General features: G+C 71.2%; 16 protein-coding genes. 11 read left to right on the forward strand and 5 right to left on the reverse strand.

The features are described 5' to 3' along the window. Positions 1–37 precede the first annotated feature (37 nt). A complete protein-coding gene (locus tag BM085_RS19965; RefSeq protein ID WP_093888452.1) occupies positions 38–763 on the reverse strand; it encodes a GntR family transcriptional regulator in 726 nt (241 codons plus the stop codon). 492 nt (positions 764–1255) lie between these two features. On the opposite strand from BM085_RS19965, the gene dapA reads away from it, so the two are divergent. From dapA to BM085_RS20005, 8 genes are all read left to right on the forward strand, one after another. Then, on the forward strand, positions 1256–2182 hold the full coding sequence (dapA, locus tag BM085_RS19970) for a 4-hydroxy-tetrahydrodipicolinate synthase (protein ID WP_093888453.1): 927 nt from the start codon (positions 1256–1258) through the stop codon (positions 2180–2182). 164 nt (positions 2183–2346) lie between these two features. After that, entirely contained in the window at positions 2347–4032 is a 1686-nt protein-coding gene (locus BM085_RS19975) for a ribonuclease J (protein WP_093888454.1), read from the forward strand. A gap of 237 nt (positions 4033–4269) precedes the next feature. Then, positions 4270–6792: a DNA translocase FtsK gene (locus BM085_RS19980; RefSeq protein WP_093888455.1), complete on the forward strand. Its 2523-nt coding sequence runs from the start codon at positions 4270–4272 to the stop codon at positions 6790–6792. A gap of 80 nt (positions 6793–6872) precedes the next feature. After that, complete coding sequence (locus tag BM085_RS19985; RefSeq protein WP_093888456.1) at positions 6873–7631, forward strand: helix-turn-helix domain-containing protein; 759 nt, start codon at positions 6873–6875, stop codon at positions 7629–7631. Positions 7632–7700: 69 nt separating this feature from the next. Next, complete coding sequence (rimO, locus tag BM085_RS19990; RefSeq protein WP_031163028.1) at positions 7701–9110, forward strand: 30S ribosomal protein S12 methylthiotransferase RimO; 1410 nt, start codon at positions 7701–7703, stop codon at positions 9108–9110. 25 nt (positions 9111–9135) lie between these two features. Further along, a complete protein-coding gene (gene pgsA / locus BM085_RS19995; protein WP_093888457.1) occupies positions 9136–9741 on the forward strand; it encodes a CDP-diacylglycerol--glycerol-3-phosphate 3-phosphatidyltransferase in 606 nt (201 codons plus the stop codon). Continuing rightward, positions 9738–10241, forward strand: coding sequence for a CinA family protein (locus tag BM085_RS20000; protein WP_093888458.1), 504 nt, complete (start codon positions 9738–9740; stop codon positions 10239–10241). The genes pgsA and BM085_RS20000 overlap by 4 nt, the downstream gene beginning before the upstream one ends. Positions 10242–10448: 207 nt before the next feature. Next, positions 10449–10808, forward strand: coding sequence for a helix-turn-helix domain-containing protein (locus BM085_RS20005; protein WP_031163022.1), 360 nt, complete (start codon positions 10449–10451; stop codon positions 10806–10808). On the opposite strand, the gene BM085_RS20010 is transcribed toward BM085_RS20005, so the two are convergent. Genes BM085_RS20010 through BM085_RS20020 form a run of 3 tightly spaced genes read right to left on the reverse strand, consistent with a single transcriptional unit; the run spans position 10805 to position 13768 of the window. Further along, complete coding sequence (locus tag BM085_RS20010; protein WP_093888459.1) at positions 10805–11596, reverse strand: Fpg/Nei family DNA glycosylase; 792 nt, start codon at positions 11594–11596, stop codon at positions 10805–10807. The two genes, BM085_RS20005 and BM085_RS20010, sit on opposite strands and share 4 nt — an antisense overlap. Before the next feature lie 10 nt (positions 11597–11606). Beyond that, the gene (locus BM085_RS20015) at positions 11607–12056 is read right to left on the reverse strand and encodes an RrF2 family transcriptional regulator (protein WP_093888460.1); all 450 of its coding nucleotides are present in this window, start codon (positions 12054–12056) and stop codon (positions 11607–11609) included. 38 nt (positions 12057–12094) lie between these two features. Next, the gene (locus BM085_RS20020; RefSeq protein ID WP_093888461.1) at positions 12095–13768 is read right to left on the reverse strand and encodes a condensation domain-containing protein; all 1674 of its coding nucleotides are present in this window, start codon (positions 13766–13768) and stop codon (positions 12095–12097) included. A 295-nt stretch (positions 13769–14063) separates the two neighbouring features. On the opposite strand from BM085_RS20020, the gene BM085_RS20025 reads away from it, so the two are divergent. The 3 genes from BM085_RS20025 to BM085_RS45275 all read left to right on the forward strand — a co-directional run bounded on the left by BM085_RS20025 (position 14064) and on the right by BM085_RS45275 (position 17354). Beyond that, a complete protein-coding gene (locus BM085_RS20025) occupies positions 14064–15242 on the forward strand; it encodes an ROK family transcriptional regulator (RefSeq protein ID WP_093888462.1) in 1179 nt (392 codons plus the stop codon). A gap of 154 nt (positions 15243–15396) precedes the next feature. Further along, positions 15397–16656, forward strand: a complete 1260-nt coding sequence (locus tag BM085_RS45270; RefSeq protein ID WP_218158763.1) for a hypothetical protein — start codon at positions 15397–15399, stop codon at positions 16654–16656. After that, a complete protein-coding gene (locus BM085_RS45275) occupies positions 16653–17354 on the forward strand; it encodes a PIG-L deacetylase family protein (RefSeq protein ID WP_218158764.1) in 702 nt (233 codons plus the stop codon). Before BM085_RS45270 ends, BM085_RS45275 begins: the two co-directional genes overlap by 4 nt. Positions 17355–17382: 28 nt before the next feature. Here the strand turns inward: BM085_RS45275 and BM085_RS20035 are convergent, their stop codons facing one another. Continuing rightward, positions 17383–18897, reverse strand: coding sequence for a glycoside hydrolase family 3 protein (locus tag BM085_RS20035; protein ID WP_093888463.1), 1515 nt, complete (start codon positions 18895–18897; stop codon positions 17383–17385). Positions 18898–19043 lie beyond the last annotated feature (146 nt).

Consider the following 19043-nt stretch of genomic DNA (forward strand, 5'->3'; position numbering starts at 1 on the left):
GGCCGGGCTGCGTGCCGGGACCGCCCGTCCGGGCCGCTCAGGGGTGCAGGGAGTGGGCGTAGACCAGGCGGAAGCGGTCGCCGGGGATGACGATGTCGCTGGTCTCGACCGGGCGGTCGCCGGCCCAGTGGGTGCGCTCCACGTGCAGGACGTGGACACCCGCGGGGAGGGCGAGGGTGTCGCTCTCGGCGGGCTGGGGGACGCGGGTGTAGACCTGCTCCACTATTTCGGTGACCTTGACGCCGAGGGCGGACAACCGGGCGACCAGGCCGCGGGGGCTCTCCTCGGCGGGAGGCCCGCTGAACTCGGCGGGCTCGTAGGAGGTGGCGAGCTGGACCGGCCTGCCGTCGCCCCGGAAGACGTAGTGGGTGCGGGTCACCGGGGCGGAGTCGTCCAGGCGCAGGCGCTGGGCGATGTCCGGAGAGGCCTCGGCGGGCTCGCTCCGCCACTCCCAGGTGGCACGGGCGCCCTGCGACTGGATGTCGGCTCCGAAGGGGGCATGGTGGTCGTGGAAGCGCCAGCGGTGCAGGGGGAGCAGCACGGGACGGTCGCGGACGTAGTGGCCCGAGCCGACGCGGCCGACGATCAGGCCCTCGGCCGCGAGCACGCGCAGCGCGTGGCGGGCGGCCGTCTCGCCCACGCCGTACTTGCGGGTGAGCTGGGCGCGGGAGGGGATCGGCGCGCCGGGGGGAAGGGAGCCGTCGACGATCTGCCGGCGGATATCGGCGACGACGCGCAGGTAGACAGGATCGGAGGTTGCCACGTGTCCATCCCTGGGTTCGACAGGCGTCGTCCCATCCTGTCGTATTCGATGGACAACTCAGGGTAATGGCGGCAATTTGGAGCTCCAACTTTGGGGGCGCTCTGAAAAGTGGCAGAAAATATCTCAGAGACCGTGTAACACCCGCGTAAGCGTCCGCGATTCAACGATAGAAGCCGTCGATGTGTGTACCCCCGAGCACATATCGGCGGCTTCTTTCATGTCTGCGGGAAAAGATGATCACTCTGAAGTGGACATAGTTCCTCTTACTTCTTTTTTACTCACATATCGAACATTTGTTGCTCCCTGTCGACCGGGCGGCGGCCGTACCCGCCCGGAGGCGGTCCGGCGCCGCCGGGCAGCGTGGCGTATCCGCCTTTACGGCAGGGGACGAGGTGTCTCAGGAGGGTTTTCACCCTTCGGTCCGAAGGTGTACCGAGGCTAGGCGGGGTGGCGGGGTCCACCGTTTGGGTGGATCCGGGTACCGTTCGGTCTATGGCAGCGCCAACTGGAACCTCCGACGCACCCTTCGGTCGCATGCTGACCGCCATGGTCACGCCGTTCACCGATGACGGCGCGGTCGACTACGAGGGGGCGCAGCGCCTTGCCACCTACCTGGTGGACGAGCAGCGCAACGACGGCCTCGTCGTGAGCGGCACGACGGGTGAGTCCCCGACCACCTCCGACGACGAGAAGGAGCGCCTCCTGCGCGCCGTCGTCGAGGCGGTCGGCGATCGCGCCGCCGTCGTGGCCGGAGCGGGCAGCAACGACACCCACCACAGCGTCGGGCTGGCCCGCGGCGCCGAGCGCGCGGGGGCCCACGGCCTCCTGCTGGTGACGCCGTACTACAGCAAGCCGCCGCAGGAGGGGCTCTACCGCCACTTCACCGCCGTCGCCGACGCCACCGGCCTGCCGGTCATGCTCTACGACATTCCCAGCCGCAGCGGCGTGCCGATCCAGACCGCCACCCTCGTACGGCTCGCCCGCCACGAGCGGATCGTCGCGGTGAAGGACGCCAAGGCCGACCTGTTCGCCGGGTCGCAGATCATGGCGGCCACCGACCTGGCGTTCTACTCCGGTGACGACACGCTCAACCTGCCGTGGCTGTCGGTCGGGGCCGCCGGGTGCGTCAGCGTCGTCGGGCACGTCGTCGGCGCGGAGATCGCCGCGATGATCGGGCTGTACCGCTCGGGCGACGTCTCGGGCGCGCTCGCCGTCCACCGCAGGCTGCTCCCGGTGATCTCCGGGATCATGACGCAGGCCGGCGGTGCGATCATGGCGAAGGCGGCGCTGACCCTGGTGGGGCGATCCGCGGGACCGGCGCGACTGCCACTGGTGGAGGCCACCGAAGAGCAGGTCGCGCGGCTGAGAGAAGACTTGATCGCGGGCGGCGTGAAGCTGTCCGACGGGGTTGTTTCATGAGAAGGAACGTCGCGACCGGTATCGGTCGCAGTGGGGAGGAACGGGAGTTTGAACAACAGAGGAAACAACGGTCCGCTGAAGACCGGAGTGCTCGGCGAGGGAGCAGTCCTGCCGACCGGGGGACCAGCCCACGCTTGTGAGACCTGTAAGAGAGGTGTGACCGCATGAGTCACCCCCATCCCGAACTCGGGCCGCCGCCGCTGCTGCCCGAAGGCGCGCTGCGCATCGTCGCGCTGGGCGGTCTCGGTGAGATCGGCCGCAACATGGCGGTGTTCGAGTACGACGGCCGTCTGCTGATCATCGACTGCGGGGTGCTGTTCCCCGAGCCCGACCAGCCGGGCATCGACCTGATCCTGCCCGACTTCGAATACATCCGGGACCGCCTGGACGACGTCGAGGCCGTGGTGCTGACCCATGGGCACGAGGACCACATCGGCGCCGTGCCGTACCTGCTGCGGGAGCGCCGCGACATCCCGGTCGTGGGATCGAAGCTGACGCTGGCGCTGATCGAGGCGAAGCTCACCGAGCACCGCATCCAACCGTCCAAGCTCGAGGTCGTCGAGGGGGAGCGGCACCGGTTCGGGCCGTTCGAGTGCGAGTTCTTCGCGGTCAACCACTCGATCCCGGACGCGCTGGCCGTCGCGGTCAGGACCCCCGCGGGCATCGTGCTGCACACCGGTGACTTCCGGATGGACCAGCTGCCCAGCGACGGGCGGCTGACCGACCTGGGCGGCTTCGCCAGGCTCGGCGCCGAGGGCGTCGACCTGCTGATGTCCGACTCGACGAACGCGGAGGTGCCGGGCTTCGTCACCAGTGAGCGGGAGATCGCGCCGGTCATCGACGAGGTGGTCCGCACCGCCCAGAAGCGCGTGATCGTGGCGAGCTTCGCCTCCCACGTCCACCGCGTCCAGCAGGTCATGGACGCCGCGCACAAGCACGGCCGCAAGGTCGCGCTGGTCGGCCGCTCCATGGTGCGCAACATGGGCATCGCCCGTGATCTCGGCTACCTCAGGGTGCCGCCGGGCCTGATCGTCGACTCCAAGGAGATCGAGACCTGGCCGCCGGAGGACGTGGTGCTGATCTGCACCGGGTCCCAGGGCGAGCCGATGGCCGCGCTGTCGCGCATGGCCAACCGCGACCACCCGATCAGGGTCGCCGAGGGCGACACCGTGCTGCTGGCCTCCTCGCTGGTGCCCGGCAACGAGACCTCGGTCAACAAGGTGATCAACGGGCTGGCCCGGTGGGGCGCCCGCGTGGTGCACAAGGGCAACGCGAAGGTGCACGTCTCCGGGCACGCCGCCGCGGGCGAGCTGCTCTACCTGCTCAACGTGACCAGGCCGTCCAACTTCATGCCGGTGCACGGCGAGTGGCGGCACATGCGGGCGCACGCCAAGATCGCCGCGCTGTCCGGGGTGCCCGACGACCACATCGTGATCGCCGAGGACGGCGTCGTGGTCGACCTGCTCGACGGCCGCGCGAAGATCGTGGGTGCGATCCCCGCCGGCTACGTCTACGTGGACGGCACCTCGGTGGGCGACGTCACCGACTACGCGCTGAAGGACCGGCGGATCCTGGGCGAGGAGGGCTTCATCTCCGTCGTCATCGTGGTCGACACCGCCAACGGCAAGCTCGCCGGCGGCCCGGAGATCCACGCCAGGGGATCGGGCATCGACCCCGACCGCCTGGAGGAGGTCATCCCGCAGATCGAGAAGGCCGTGGAGGAGCACACGGCCGACGGGATGATGGACGTCCAGCAGATCCGCCGGGTGGTCCGCAGGACCGTCGGGCGCTGGGTGAGCGACACCTACCGCCGCCGCCCGATGATCATCCCCGTGGTGATCGAGGTCTGACCCGCTCGCCGTACGGCGGTCCCACCGGCCGCCGTACGGCCCGCTCCCCCCCGAGGCCTCGGCCGCCGACATGCCGCGGTTGAACCCCCCGCCGGCCGCCGTACGGCCCGCTCCCCCCGGCGTCGGCGCGCCGGTCGCGCGGCGATGATTGATCCGCCGTACGCGTTCGGGTACGGTTCGCGCCGCTCCCGGCGAGCCTCCGCGCGATCCACCATCCGTCTCGTTAGCCTCACTAGCATGGCCACCCGTACGTCTAAAGGCGCCTCAGGCAAGACCCCTGCCAAGGGGTCCTCTGGCCGGTCCGGGTCCCCCTCGCCCCGCAGGGCTCCCGCCAGGCGGGGGGCCGCCCCGCGGGCGAAGACCAAGACCACGGCCCAGGCCCGCAGGCCCGTCACGCCGAACCAGGACCCGATCGGCTGGGTCTTCACCATGATCGGCAAATTGTTCATGGGGATGTGGATGCTGCTCGCGGGCGGCATCGGCAGCGCGGCGCGGGCCCTCGGCCAGAACGCGCGGGAGCTGGATCCGGTGCACCGCCGCGACGGGCTCGGCCTGGCGGTGTTCTCCGGGGCGATCGTGCTGGCCGCGATGACCTGGCGGGAGAGCACGGGCACGGTCTCCGCGGTGGTCAACGCCGTCATGCACGGCGTCTTCGGCTCGCTGGCCTGGCTGATCCCGATCCTGCTGGCGCTGCTGGCCTGGCGGCTGCTGCGCCACCCGGACCAGAACGCCGACACCGGCCGGATGATCATCGGGTGGTCGGCTCTCACCGTCGGCGTCCTCGGCGTCGTGCACGTCGTGCACGACACGCCGTACCCGTCGGGCGGCGCATCCGACGGGATGGACAAGGTGTCGGCCGCCGGCGGCATGATCGGCTTTGTCGTCTCGGCGCCTCCGGCGAGCATCCTGCCCGCCTTCGTCACCATCCCGCTGCTGCTGATCCTGTCCGGCTTCGGCATCCTGGTGATCACCGCCACGCCGGTGCACCGGATCCCGGAGCGGCTGGCGGAGATCAAGCACATGCTCTTCAACAGGGACCTCCCGGCCAAGCCCCGCGAGCCCAGGAAGCGGCCCTCGCGCAAGAAGCCGGACGAGGGACCGGAGGTCGGCGACCACATCAAGCCGTACGACACCCCGGTCGTCACCGAGTCGCAGAACAAGCAGGGCGCCGAGCACTCCCCGGAGATCGTGCCGGGGCCGGCGGACGAGGAGGAGTCCGCGGTCCCCAGGGCCGATCCGCCAGAGCCGACTCCGGCGCCGCGCAAGGTGGAGCAGCTCGTGCTCTCCTCGCAGGCCGGCCCCTACACCCTGCCGGACTCGCAGCTCCTGCGCCCGGGCAGCGCGCCCAAGCCGCAGACGAAGGCCAACACGGTCGTGGTCAACGCGCTGACCAGCGTGCTGGAGCAGTTCACCATCGACGCCCAGGTGATCGGGTTCACCCGCGGGCCGACGGTGACGCGCTACGAGATCGAGCTCGGCCCGGCCGTCAAGGTCGAGAAGGTCACCGCGCTCACCAAGAACATCGCCTACGCGGTCAAGTCGGCCGACGTCCGGATCCTGAGCCCGATCCCCGGCAAGTCGGCCATCGGCGTGGAGATCCCCAACACCGACAAGGACCTCGTGTCGCTGGGCGACATCCTGCGCTCCCAGGTGGCCCAGGCCGACCAGCACCCGATGATCGTCGGCCTCGGCAAGGACGTCGAGGGCCGCACGATCGTGGCCAACCTGGCCAAGATGCCGCACCTGCTCATCGCGGGCGCCACCGGCGCCGGCAAGTCGGTCTGCGTCAACGGCCTCATCTCCTCGATCCTGATGCGCGCCACCCCGGACGAGGTCCGCATGGTGCTCGTCGACCCCAAGCGGGTCGAGCTGAGCGTCTACGAGGGCATCCCGCACCTCATCACGCCGATCATCACCAACCCCAAGAAGGCCGCCGAGGCGCTGGAGTGGGTGGTGGGCGAGATGGACCGCCGCTACGACGACCTGGCCGCCAGCGGGTTCCGGCACGTCGACGACTTCAACAAGGCCGTGCGGGCGGGCAAGCTGGTGCCGCCGCCGGGCAGCGAGCGGGTCTACCAGCCCTACCCCTACCTGCTGGTGATCGTGGACGAGCTCGCCGACCTGATGATGGTCGCCCCCCGCGACGTCGAGGACTCCATCGTCCGCATCACCCAGCTCGCCCGTGCGGCGGGCATCCACCTGGTGATCGCCACCCAGCGCCCGTCGGTGGACGTCGTCACCGGCCTGATCAAGGCCAACGTGCCCTCCCGCCTCGCGTTCGCCACCTCCAGCCTCGCCGACAGCCGGGTCATCCTGGACCAGCCGGGCGCCGAGAAGCTGGTCGGCCAGGGTGACGCCCTGTTCCTGCCGATGGGCGCCAGCAAGCCCATGCGGCTGCAGAACGCCTTCGTCTCCGAGAAGGAGATCAACGAGGTCGTCGCCCACTGCAAGACCCAGATGCAGGTCGAGTACCGCGACGACGTGGCCGCCGCCGCGACCGCCAAGAAGGAGATCGACGAGGACATCGGCGACGACCTCGACCTGCTGATCCAGGCGGCCGAGCTGATCGTGACCACCCAGTTCGGCTCGACCTCGATGCTCCAGCGCAAGCTGCGGGTCGGTTTCGCCAAGGCGGGTCGCCTGATGGACCTGCTGGAGAGCAGGAACGTGGTCGGGCCGAGCGAGGGGTCGAAGGCCCGGGAGGTGATCGTCAAGCCGGACGAGCTCGCGGGCCTGCTGGCTGACCTGCGCGGAGAATGACCCCCCGCCGTACGAGCCCCGTTCGATTACTGGTTGAATAGGGTTCACTACGCAGCGTCGGGGGCTTGGGGGCGTGCGCTATGAGCATTGGCAGCGATCTGGCAGAGGCGCGTCGGGCGGCGGGTCTGACCGTCGGGCAGTTGAGCGCGCGCACGCGCGTTCGTGAGGCGCTGATCCACGCGATCGAGCGGGATGACTTCTCCCAGTGCGGGGGAGACTTCTACGCGCGGGGACACATCCGTAACATCTCCAAGGTCGTCGGGCTGGACCCGGAGACCATGGTGCACAAGTACGACGAGTCGCACGGGGGTGTGCCGCTGCCGGTGCGGGCGGCCAGCGTGTTCCAGGCGGACAAGCCGATCAAGATCCGGGAGAGTCGTTCGCCCAACTGGACGACCGCGATGGCGGTCGCGCTGGCCATCGTCGTGGTGTTCGGCGTGGTGAAGATGATGGGCGGCGGGGACACGCCCACCGCGGACGTCCGCCCGGCCTCGGTGCCGGCGGTGCCGCCGGCGGCCTCGCCGGCCGGCACGCCGAACCCGTCGCGCCACGCGGCGGCGCCGGCGACCGGCAAGCGGGGCGACCTGGTCGTCTTCCAGGTCAAGGCGAAGCGCTCGTCCTGGCTCGACGTGACGGAAACGGGAGGCCGAAAACTCTTCTCCGGCATGCTGGAGGCGGGTAAAACCTCCGTCTGGAAGGCGAAGAAGGGGGTGAAGGTCACCTTCGGCGACGGGGGAGCCTTCCTGCTGCAGGTGAACGGCAAGAATCTCGGGACCCCCGGTCCCTCGGGACAGGTCCTCAACCGCTCCTACGGGGCCTCCGCGCCCCAGCCGGGTTAGTCCCGCGGCGAGCTTGTGACGGGGGAGGTGCATCGGTAGTGGCCAACTCCCGATACCGTAGTGTTCACCATGTCATCCCGCCGAACCGCATCGCTGATCACACTGGGCTGCGCGCGCAACGAGGTCGACTCCGAGGAGCTCGCCGCGCGTCTTGAGGCTGCCGGTTGGCAGGTGGGCGACGACGACCCCGATGTCATCGTCGTCAACACCTGCGGCTTCATCGACTCAGCGAAAAAGGACTCCATCGACACGCTGCTCGCCGCGGCCGACTCCGGGGCCAAGGTGGTCGCCGCGGGCTGTATGGCCGAGCGCTACGGCGACCAGCTCGCCGACGCGCTGCCCGAGGCGGCGGCCGTCATCTCCTTCGACGACTACACCCAGATCGGCACGCGTCTGGACGACGTGCTGGAGGGCAAGCCGCTCGTCCCGCACAGTCCCCGTGACCGCAGGACCCTGCTGCCCATCTCGCCGGTCGAGCGTGCCGCCGCCCCCAAGACCAACATCCCCGGCCACGGGGAGCTGCCCGACGGACTGGCTCCGGCCAGCGGCCCCCGGCCGCTGCGCAAGCGCCTGGGCGACGGGCCGGTGGCCTCGCTGAAGCTGGCCTCCGGCTGTGACCGGCGCTGCACGTTCTGCGCCATCCCGGCCTTCCGTGGCGCCTATGTCTCGCGCAGTCCCGAGGAGCTCGTCAGCGAGGCCGCGTGGCTGGCCGGGCAGGGCGTCAAGGAGCTCGTGCTGGTCAGCGAGAACTCCACCTCCTACGGCAAGGACCTCGGCGACCTGCGGGCACTGGAGAAGCTGCTGCCCTCCCTGGCCGCGACCGAGGGCATCGAGCGGGTGCGGGTCAGCTACCTGCAGCCCGCCGAGCTCCGTCCGGGCCTGCTGGAGATGATCGCCTCGACCGAGAGCGTGGCCCCCTACTTCGACCTCTCCTTCCAGCACGCCAGCGGCTCGGTGCTGCGCCGGATGCGCCGCTTCGGCGACCCCCGGCGCTTCCTCGACCTGCTGGAGAGCGTCCGGGCGACCGCTCCGGAGGCGGGCGTGCGCTCCAACTTCATCGTGGGCTTCCCCGGCGAGACCGAGGAGGAGTTCGCCGAGCTGACGGCTTTCCTCCAGGAGGCCAGGCTCGATGTGATCGGCGTCTTCGGCTACTCCGACGAGGACGGCACCGAGGCGGCCGCGCTCCCCGGGAAGCTGGACCAGGAGACCGTCGACGCCCGGGTGGCCGCGCTCACCGAGCTGGCCGAGGAGCTCATGGCCCAGCGGGCCGAGGAGCGGATCGGCACGGAGGTGGACGTCCTCATCGAGGAGGATCTCGGCGACGGCGGCTACGAAGGCCGTGCGGCCCACCAGGGGCCGGAGGTCGACGGTTCCGTGACGGTCCAGGGCATCGGCCTGGTCCCCGGCCAGATCGTCCGGGCCGTCGTGGTCGACTCCGAAGGGGTCGACCTGATCGCCCGAATCAAGGCAGCCTCGTGAACGCGCCGCCGGGCCGGGAGAGCGTATGACCAACACGCCAGAGACCGGCACCGATCCGACCGCGGCAGCCACGCGCCCCAAGGTGAGCGTATGGAACATCGCCAACGTCGTCACGGTGATACGGCTGGCGATGGTTCCGTTCTTCGCGTTCTGCCTCTTCCTGCCGGGTTCCGGCTGGCGCGTCACCGCGTTGGTGGTCTTCCTGGTGGCCTCGCTCACCGACCTGCTCGACGGGGAGCTGGCCCGCCGCTACGGCCTGGTCACCGACTTCGGGAAGATCGCCGACCCGATCGCCGACAAGGCCCTGATCGGTGCCGCGCTGATCAGCCTCTCGGCCCTGGACGAGCTGACCTGGTGGGTCACCATCGTGATCCTCGGCAGGGAGCTGGGAGTCACCGTCCTGCGCTTCGCGGTCATCAGGCACGGTGTCATACCGGCCAGCTACGGCGGCAAGGTGAAGACCGTCCTGCAGATCGCGGCGATCGTCTCCTACATGTGGCCGGGGGTGCCCGAGCCGATCCGCTGGACCGTCATGGGGGCGGCGGTCGTCGTGACGGTGGGCACCGGGCTCGACTACGTGATCCGCGCGGTCAAACTGCGGCAGGTGGCGAAGCGGGCGCGGGCCCGATGAGTCACCGTCTGCTCGCCGCCACCCACGTGCTCTCGCTGCTCGTCCGCAAGGGCGAGACGGTGGCGGTGGCGGAGTCGCTGACGGCGGGGCTGATCGGCGCCGCGCTCACCGGTCCCGCCGGCGCGTCGGCGGCTTTCGTGGGCGGGGTCATCTCTTATGCCACCGAGGTCAAGGAACGCCTGCTGGGGGTCCCCGCCGAGCTGCTGGAACGCGAGGGGGCCGTGCACCCGCAGGTCGCCGCGGCGATGGCGAGCGGTGTGCGCCGGCTCACCGGTTCCACCTACGGTCTGGCCGCCACCGGGGTGGCCGGCCCCGATCCGCAGGACGGCAAACCGGTCGGCACCGTGCACCTGGCCGTTAGCGGGCCCGATGGGCGGGTATGGCACCGGGATCTCCGGCTTGACGGCTCACGTGAGGAAATTCGCCAATCGACGGTGAATGAGGCTGTGGATCTGCTGCAAGGTGTGCTGGAGGCGAACTTGGGGGAACATTCCGGGTGATTACCGCGTTACGTCCCCAGCGAACATGCTCACCACGGTCTGCCGCGGTGTTGGTGGATACAGGTACGGTGGAGATGTGAGTGAGGTAAAGGTCAAGCGATGATGACGGCGAGGAGTATGTACCAAGGGTCGCGTTCGAAGAACGGGCGGCACGAACCGATCGCGCGGAGTGTCGCGAAGACGCCCGCGCCGGGGAGGGAGCGACAGATGGTCCTGCTGCGTCAGCTGCTCGGTGACGTGTTGCGGCGGCTGCGGGTGCGGCAGAGCCGCACCTTGCGTGAGGTGTCCACACTGGCCCGTGTCTCCCTCGGATACCTGTCCGAGGTGGAACGTGGTCAGAAGGAAGCCTCTTCTGAGCTACTCGCGTCAATCTGCGGCGCCCTCGGGGTGCCGCTTTCACAGGTGCTCCGTGAGGTCTCCGACCAGTTCGCGCTGGCCGAGCTCCAGCACGCCCCGGTGCTTGCCGGCGATGTCCCCGAACGGGAGCGTCTGCCGATCGCCGAGACCGTGCCCGGTTCCCTCCCGGAATCCGTCTTTCCCGAGGTCAACGACATGGTCGCCGCTTAGCCGGTCGGTTCTCCCGGCTGGCAGTGACGGCACCAGAAGATCAGCCGTTCCTGCGGCTGTGCCCCCATCTCTCCGCGACTGATCCGACGTCCGCAGCGCAGGCAAGGTCTTCCTGCCCTGCCGTAGACCCACGTGCCCCGGCCCGCGCGGGCATCGCCCGTCGTCACGCGCCGTTCCCGCTCTCTGTTGGCGTGCAGTAACCGCTGCGCGAGCGCGACGATCCTGCCCACATCCCCGATCGTCCCCACCGGCCGCCACGGCGAGACCCCCGCGAGGAAAAGCGTCTCGGCCCGATAGACGGTGCCGATCCCCGCCAGGTTGCGCTGGTCGAGCAGCGCCTCTCCGATGGTCAGCCCGGGGTCCCCCGCCAGCCGCCGTACGGCCTCCGCCGGATCCCAGTCCGGTCCCAGCAGGTCGGGTCCGAGATGCCCGACGAGCCGATCCTCCTCAGCGGTCCTCACCAGGTCGACCACGCCGAGCCGTACTCCCACCGCCTGCCATTCGGCGTTGGCCAGCACCAGGCGGACCACGTCGCCCGGGGGCGGCCTGCGGCCGGCGGGCGAGATCTGCCAGCTCCCCTCCATGCGCAGATGGGTGTGGACGGTCAGGCCGCCGTCGACCCGGGTGAGCAGGTGTTTCCCGCGTGAGACGGTCTCCAGCACGGCACGGCCGGTGAGATCGGCCGTGGCGTGGCGTGGCACGCGGAAGTCGGAACGCGTCAGGATCCGGCCGTCGAGTGCCTGGCCGAGCCGTCTGGCGGTGCGGTAGACGACGTCGCCCTCGGGCACGGGAGCCCGCTCAGTCCCAGGCGGCGGGGTCGGCGGCGAGCTGACGGACCCGCTCGGGAAGCGCGCCGGTGGCCACGCTGTCAAGCGTGACCTCCTCCAGGATCGCCCGCTCGCTGGCCCGCAACGCGATCCAGACCTGCTGCAACGACTCGGCGGGGCCCCGGTAGTCGACATGCTCGGGCCGCTCGCCCCGCACGTTGGCCAGCGGGCCGTCCACGGCGCGGATCACGTCGGCCAAGGTGATCTCAGCGGCCGGCCGGGCCAGCACGTAACCGCCCTCGGGGCCACGCTGGCCGCGGACCAGACCCGCCCGGCGCATCTGCAGGAGGATGTTCTCCAGATACTTGGGCGGCATCTCCTGCTCTTTGGCCAGCTCACCCACGGTGGTTGGTCCCTCGCCGGCGGCGGCGAGTTCGGCGGCGGCACGCAGGGCATAGTCGACACGAGCGGATAGACGCATGTAATCGATTATCCCGCCTGCTATTGACTGCTTATGCGCTAGGTCGGGAAAGAATCGCGTCGACGTCCGTCACCCTCGGTCACCACGGGGCCGTCCAGCCAGGTGTCGCCGGGCGCGGGCCGGTGCACGACGTAGTGGTGGGGCGTCATGGCGGAGGTGCGGCCCGGCAGCAGGGCGAGGCAGGCGGCATGGATCTCCTCGGGGGTTCCCGAGGTGACGTGACAGATCAGGCGCCCGTCGGCGCCGTGGACAACGCGGTGCGGCCGCCCGCCGACGGCCTCGCCGACCAGCCGGCCGACCGCGTCGAGGCTCACCCAGCAGGAGTCAGTGTGGACCCAGCCGGGTCCGTGGCCGGCGGGCGCGACCCCGGAGACGGCCGGGATCTCCGCCGCGGGGATCACCCGGTCCCCGGCCTCGATCAGCAGCCTGACGAGCCCGGTCCCGAAACCCTCCGCCTCCTGGCGGGACATCACCCGTGGATCGATCCAGAACGTCAGGTCCACCTCGTCCTCCAGCCGGTTGGCCCAGAGCGCGAGATGCGCGGGGAGCGAGGCCTCGGGCAGCCAGTCGCACTCGACGTCGGCGGCGGGCGGGGGCTCCCGGTCGGCGACGGTGACGCCGCTCATGTCGTTGAAGACGCAGTCGCGTGCGAAGTTCACCCCCCGCTCGGCGTTGACGCTCTCGATGACCTCCCAGAGGGCGGTGGAGTCGAAGCGGCTGTGCTGGTATCCGGCCAGGGAGGCGCCGCGGAAGCGCCGGACCGCCTCGTCGAAGGTGGGGACGTCGAGGTCGGCGGCCATCAGCGCGTCCTGGGCCAGCGGCCCCACGTAGTCGCGCAGCTCGGGACGGACCCGGTTGCTCGACAGCGAGGCGATCACGCAGGTCCGCTGGGTGTTCCGCAGGCCGATCAGCATGCCCAGCGCGGCGAGCGTCACCACCGATCGGCTTGCCCCGGTACGGCTCGCGACGGCGCCCAGCGCCTCGCCGGCCACGGCGGAGCGGACCCTGAGCCGTGGGCGGATCGCGTCGGCGTCGGCCACCTCGTCGATCGCGAACATGGACTGCGGCACGCGCCTGAGCTGGGTCTCCCAGTGGCGCAGCGCCGCCTCGGTGCGGCGCCGGGCGAGCGGGGCGCCCTCGGCGACGGCCAGTTCGAGCGGCTGCGTGGGGCACGGAGCGGGTACGGCGTCGCCCCGGATCAGGCGTTCCCACTCACGCATGACGGTGGCCAGGCCGATCGCGTCCACCGAGGTGTGGGGGAGGACGAAGACCGCCCGGCGCGGCACGTCCCGGTCGGTGATCACGGCGACCCGGATGGGGAGTTCGGCCTCCACGTCGAACCGGACGCCCTGCATCCGCAGGCCGACCTCCTCGGCGAGCCCGTCCAGGGCGCGCTCGGCGGCCTCCGGCCCGGCGCCGTCCGTCGTGGCGCCGTGCACCTCGATGGGGAACGCCCCCGCCCCGGGCACATGCTGGACGCCGGAGCGGATCGTGGCCCGGAGGCTCTCGTGCCGGGAGAGCAGCCGTCCGACCGCCTCGGTGACGGAGGCGAAGGTCGTTCCCGCCGGAAGGCGTTTGGTGACGCGGAAGTTCATGTGGAGCGGCGGGTCGCGGAGCACGCAACGCGCCATGTTGGCCTGACCCATCGTGACGGGCCCGTTCCGGGTCGGCCGTCCCGCGTAGTCGGCTGCGATCCTGATGATGGTGTCCATGTCGAGACCTGCCTCGCCACCCACGGAAGGCCCTTACTGAAAAGAACCTTTACCGTTTTCGGGAGTGTTCCACGCGACGGGTGAGCGTCGCAAGCCTCGATTTTCCGGCGGCAGGGGAGGGCGGCGCGGGCGCGGGGCGGACCGGAAGGCGGGCGGCATGGCGAGGGGCACCCCCGTGGCCCCCCGCGAGGCCTCCATGAGGCTAAACTATCAGGAAGCCTTATTAATGAATAGAACCGCTATTCTTATCTGAATGTAAAAGCGACGGGGAAACGGCGAACAAGAGAGCATGCGTATGGAGCGACGTCCTGGCGTGCCCAGGCTATTGAGGGAGATCAACGACCGGGCCGCCCTGGAGCTGTTGCTTGACTCGGGACCGCTGACACGGGGCCAGATCGGGGAGCTCACCGGCCTTTCCAAGGTGACGGCGTCACAGACGCTCGCCCGCCTGGAGGAGCGCGGTCTGGTCGAGGTGGCGGGAGAGCAGGCGGGCGGGAGGGGGCCTAATGCGGCGCTTTATGGAATTATCCCCTCCTCTGCCTATGTGGCGGGCCTGGATGTCGGCCCGGAATTCGTCACCACCGCCATCGCCGATATCCACGGGGAGATCGTCGCCGAGGTGACGGTCGCGCCGAACGGGCACGACGACCCGGTCGCCCTCGTGCACAGCGCGGTCGTCAAGGCGTGCCGGTCGGCCAAGGTCGCGCTCTCCAAGCTGCGGTCGGTCGTGATCGGCACGCCGGGTGTGGTCGATCCCCGGACCGGGGACGTCCGGTTCTCCTTCGACCTGCCGGGCTGGCACGAGGGCATCCACGAGGCGCTCGCCCGTGACCTGCGTCGCGACATCAAGATCGAAAACGATGTGAACCTCGTCGCCGTCGCCGAGCGCGCCCTGGGCGCGGCGCGCGGCGTCGACGACTTCGTGCTGCTCTGGGTGGGCCGGGGCATCGGCCTCGGCGTCGTGCTCGGTGGCCGGCTGCACCGCGGCCGGTCCGGCAGCGCGGGCGAGATCGGCTACCTTCCGGTGCCCGGCGTGCCGCTGGCCGCGGACGTGCGGGCGGTGCCCGGACGGCTGCCCTCGCTCGCGGGCGGCCTGCAGTCGCTGGTCAGCGCGGAGGCGGTGGCCGAGCTCGCCGCCACCCACGGCTTCGGAGGAGGCGGCGCCGCCGAGTGCGTCGCGGCGGCCGTCGAGGCCGGGGAGCGCGGGGAGCCCCTGCTGGACGAGATCGCCGAGCGGCTGGCGCTGGGCGTGGCCTCGGTCTCCGTCGTGCTCGACCCCGGGCTCGTGGTGCTGGCCGGCGAGGTCAGCAAGGCGGGCGGGGGGGCGCTGACCTCCAGGATCGAGGAGGCGGTGGCCCGGATCTGCCCGGTCCGCCCGCAGGTGGTGGCCAGCGAGGTCGAGGGGAACCCGGTGCTGCGCGGCGCGGTTCTCGCCGCTCTGGATCAGGCGCGCGAGGAGATCTTCGCGCCCTGAGGATCCGGTGTGCGGAGATCTCCGCTCCCCGGGAGCCCGATGGGGCAGGCGGCTCTTCCCGGTCCGTACCCGTTGCGGTGCCGGGAAGATCGTCTATGCTGGCGCGGAAATGTCATAGAAAAGACATGATTCCGTGATCAGAGATCGGGGTTCTATGACGGTCGTCATCGCCGTTCTGCATGCCGAGGACGTCGCTCTCGAGTTCGTGTCCGTCCTGAGGCGCCACGCCGACCGGGACATCAGGGTGGTCGTCGGTCAGTCGGCGTCGTGGGTGACCCTGCCGGCGGGGCTGTCGCCGGGGGAGCGGCTGGAACTGCTGGCCCCCCTCGTGGAGCCCGGTGGCAACACGGCCCCGCTGCCGGTCCCCGAGGAGGTGGCCGGCCGGCTGGGCGGGTCGCCCGCCGAGGTCTGGACCCATTCGCCGGCCGACCACCGGATCCGCCGGGCCCGGTTCGGCTGGACCGTCTCCCGCGCGGTCCCCGGCCTGACCGTGACGTACTCGGTGGGGGACAACCCCTTCCTGCAGACGGTCCCCGGTGAGGCGATCGCGCTCACCGGGGCCGAGGCCGACATCAAGCTCGATTTCATCAACCGGCACGCCGGGGAGCTGCTCCGCAGCCGGGTGGCCGACCGGCTCGTCACCACCGACCGGGTCCCGGTGGTCGAACGCTTCTTCGCCGCCGACGCGACCCAGGCCAACCGGCTGTACGCGCTGATCTCCAGCCTCGGGGACGACGCCGCGGTGGCCGACGACCCGTGGGAGTTCGGCCGGTCGGCCTACGAGGCCGCCCGGCTCGACGCGACGGCGGCATGGGTCGCCCGGTGGTGCGCGCCGGACGACGGGCCGATCGTGGAGGTGGGCGCCTGCGAGGGCGAGCTGACCCGGCGGCTGGCCGGGAACGGATACACCCTCCAGGCCACCGAGCCCAACGCCGGGTTCCGGGCCCGGCTGGCCGAGCGGCTGGGGGCCGGTCCGGGCTCCGGCCCCGGTACGGCGGGGCGGGCGGGAGTCCGAGGCGGCGCCGATTCCGGTGCGGCCGGACCGGTGGGAGCCGGGGTCGCCACGGCGGAGCGGTCCGGGCCGGGGGTGGAGGTGTCGCCGGACAGCCTGGAGGACCTGGCCGCCCACCGGAGCCGTCCGGCGGCGGCGTACCTGCTGATCGAGATGCTCTACTACGACCAGGACCTGGCGCTGCTCGACGCCCTGCCGACCGACCGGATCCTCATCGCCCTGGAGACCGGTCAGCTCAACGACCGGGTCTGGCCGTGGCTGCGACGGCAGTCCACCTGGCGGGTGGCCGAACGGCTCGAACTCGCCCCGCCGACGCTGGAGTCCGTCTGCGACGGCCTCGCCTACCTGCGCAAGCGAGGCAGCCGCGGGCTCGTGCTGACCAGGTCCGGGGAGGCGGGGTGAGCTGGCGGACGATCGTGGTCTCGCCGCATTTCGACGACGCGGTCCTGTCGGTGGCGGGGCTGCTCGCCCGCGACGAGGGGCCGGCGGTGATCGTCACGGCGCTGGGCGGGGCGCCGGGCGAGGAGGTCTCGGCATGGGATCGGCTGTGCGGGTTCGCCTCGGCCGAGGAGACCGCGCGGGAGCGGCGGGCGGAGGACGCGCGGGCGTGCGAGATCCTCGGGGTGGACCAGGTGGCGCTGGCGCATCCCGACGCCCCGGTGGCGGGGCTGCGGCTCCGGGAGTTGGAGGGCTTCCTCGCCGGCCACGTCACGCGGGAGACGCGGGTGCTGATCCCGATGGGGATCGGCAACGCCGACCACGAGGCGGTCCGTGACCAGGCGCTGGACGCGCTGCGCAAGACCGGCGCCCGACCGCCGTGGGTCTACGCCGATCTTCCGTACGCCGCCGCCGTCCGTGAGTGGGGGACCGCCTCGGCCGATCAGGCCCTGGCCGGCAAGCCGCCGGTCCGGGCCCTCGCGGAGCGGCACCGGATCCGCCCCGAGCTGCGGATCCGGCTGGAGGGCGACGAGTGGACGGCCAAGCGGCGTGCCGTGCTGGCGTACGCCTCCCAGATCGCACCGCTCGCCTGCGACTACGGGGAGTTCCTCGCGATGCCGGGCCCGCTCCAGCACGAGCTGGTGTGGGCCGTCGAGGGGTGACCGGCCGGCGTGAGGCGTGCCGCGGGGCTCAGCGCGGACCGGTACGTGTCAGGGAGGACCGACCGGCCAGGAGTTCGGCCGCCGCCTGGCCGCACACGGTCGTCGCGCCGTAGGTGGTGATGTGCGTGCCGCCGGGCGTCCCGGGGCCCGGCAGCCCCATCTCCACCACGACCGCGTCGGGACGCCGGGCCAGCAGCGCGTCGAGCCGGGCCGACACCCAGGCGTGCCGGTGGGCGTCCCGCACCACGATCACCAGCGGGCGCCCGCCGGGCACCGGCGGGACCTCGTCCTCGGGGCCGAGCCGTACCGCCGTGGTGCCGGGGAGCAGCGCCGTCAGCGGCGTGGCGACGCCCCACGGGGTGGCCGGGTCGATGGCGATGTTCGTCTCGGACACGAACTCGATCACCTGCGGCGCCGAGGTCAGCGGCAGCCCCTCGCCGCGGGCCCGCACGGCGCGCCGGGCCGCCGTGAGCCCGGCCGGGGTGAGAGCCGCCTGGTCCGTCGCCCACGCGGCCTGGCGCTGCTCGGCCGACCAGGCGGCCAGCCGGCGCACCCGGGAGGCGGCCTCGGCCAGGCGTTCCTCGGGGAGCGTGCCGTCGATCACGGCGGCCATGATGGCGTTGCGCATGAATCCGACCACGCCGGCGCCCTTGCGCTCGCCGCCCACGCAGACGGCGTCGGCCCCGGCGGCCAGGGCCCGGACGGCCGCGCCGGTCACGCCGTACCGCTCGGCGACCGAGGGCATCTCCACGCCGTCGGTCACGATCAGGCCGTCGAAGCCGAGCTCCTCGCGGAGCAGTCCGACCAGGATGCGGCTGCTCATCGTGGCGGGGAAGTCGGGGTCGTAGGCGGGGACGAGCAGGTGGCCGGTCATCACGGCCCGCACCCCGGCCTCGATGGCGGTCCGGTACGGCGGGAGCGCCGTGGCGGCGAGCTCCTCGGCGGAGCAGGACACGGTCGGCAGGTCGTTGTGGGAGTCCACGGCGGTGGCGCCGTGACCGGGGAAGTGCTTGGCGCAGGCGGCCACCCCGGCCGACTGGAGGCCGGTGACCCACGCGCGGGCGTGCCGGGCCACCAGCCAGGGGTCGGCGCCGAACGCGCGGGTGCCGACGACGGGGTTGTCCAGATCGGAGTTGACGTCCACCACGGGGGCGTAGTTCAGGGTGATGCCGGCCTCGGCCATGTCGCGCCCGATTCCGCGGGCGACCAGCTCGGTCAGCTCGGGGTCGTCCACCGCGCCGAGCGCGAGGTTCCCCGGGCGGGAGCTGCCGGTGAGCGCCTCCAGCCGGGTGACGTCGCCGGCCTCCTCGTCGGTGGCGATCACCACGTCGGGGTTCTCCGCCCGGAGAGCGGCGGTCAGCGCTCTGACCTGCGCACTGTCTACAAGGTTTCGGGAGTAGAGCGCAACCCCTCCGAGCCCCTCGCCCAGGCGTCTGCGCAGCCAGTCGGGCACCTCCACCCCCACGAACCCGGGCTGGAGCACCGTGTCGGCAAGCCCGGCCAGTTCGGGGCTCGCGCCACTCAGGCCGCCACGAACGATCATCAAAGCCTCCAAATTCGGTTCACCACTCATCGCTTGTTTCAGGCGTACCACATGTGTAGCATTCGGGTTGCGTAAATAGACAGGAAACTTTCCTATTAAAAGTCTGTCCGGGGTGACCCATGCCCCCGTCGCCTGCCCGAAGAGAA

This window comes from Streptosporangium canum (assembly GCF_900113865.1).
Classification (GTDB): Bacteria; Actinomycetota; Actinomycetes; order Streptosporangiales; family Streptosporangiaceae; genus Streptosporangium; species Streptosporangium canum.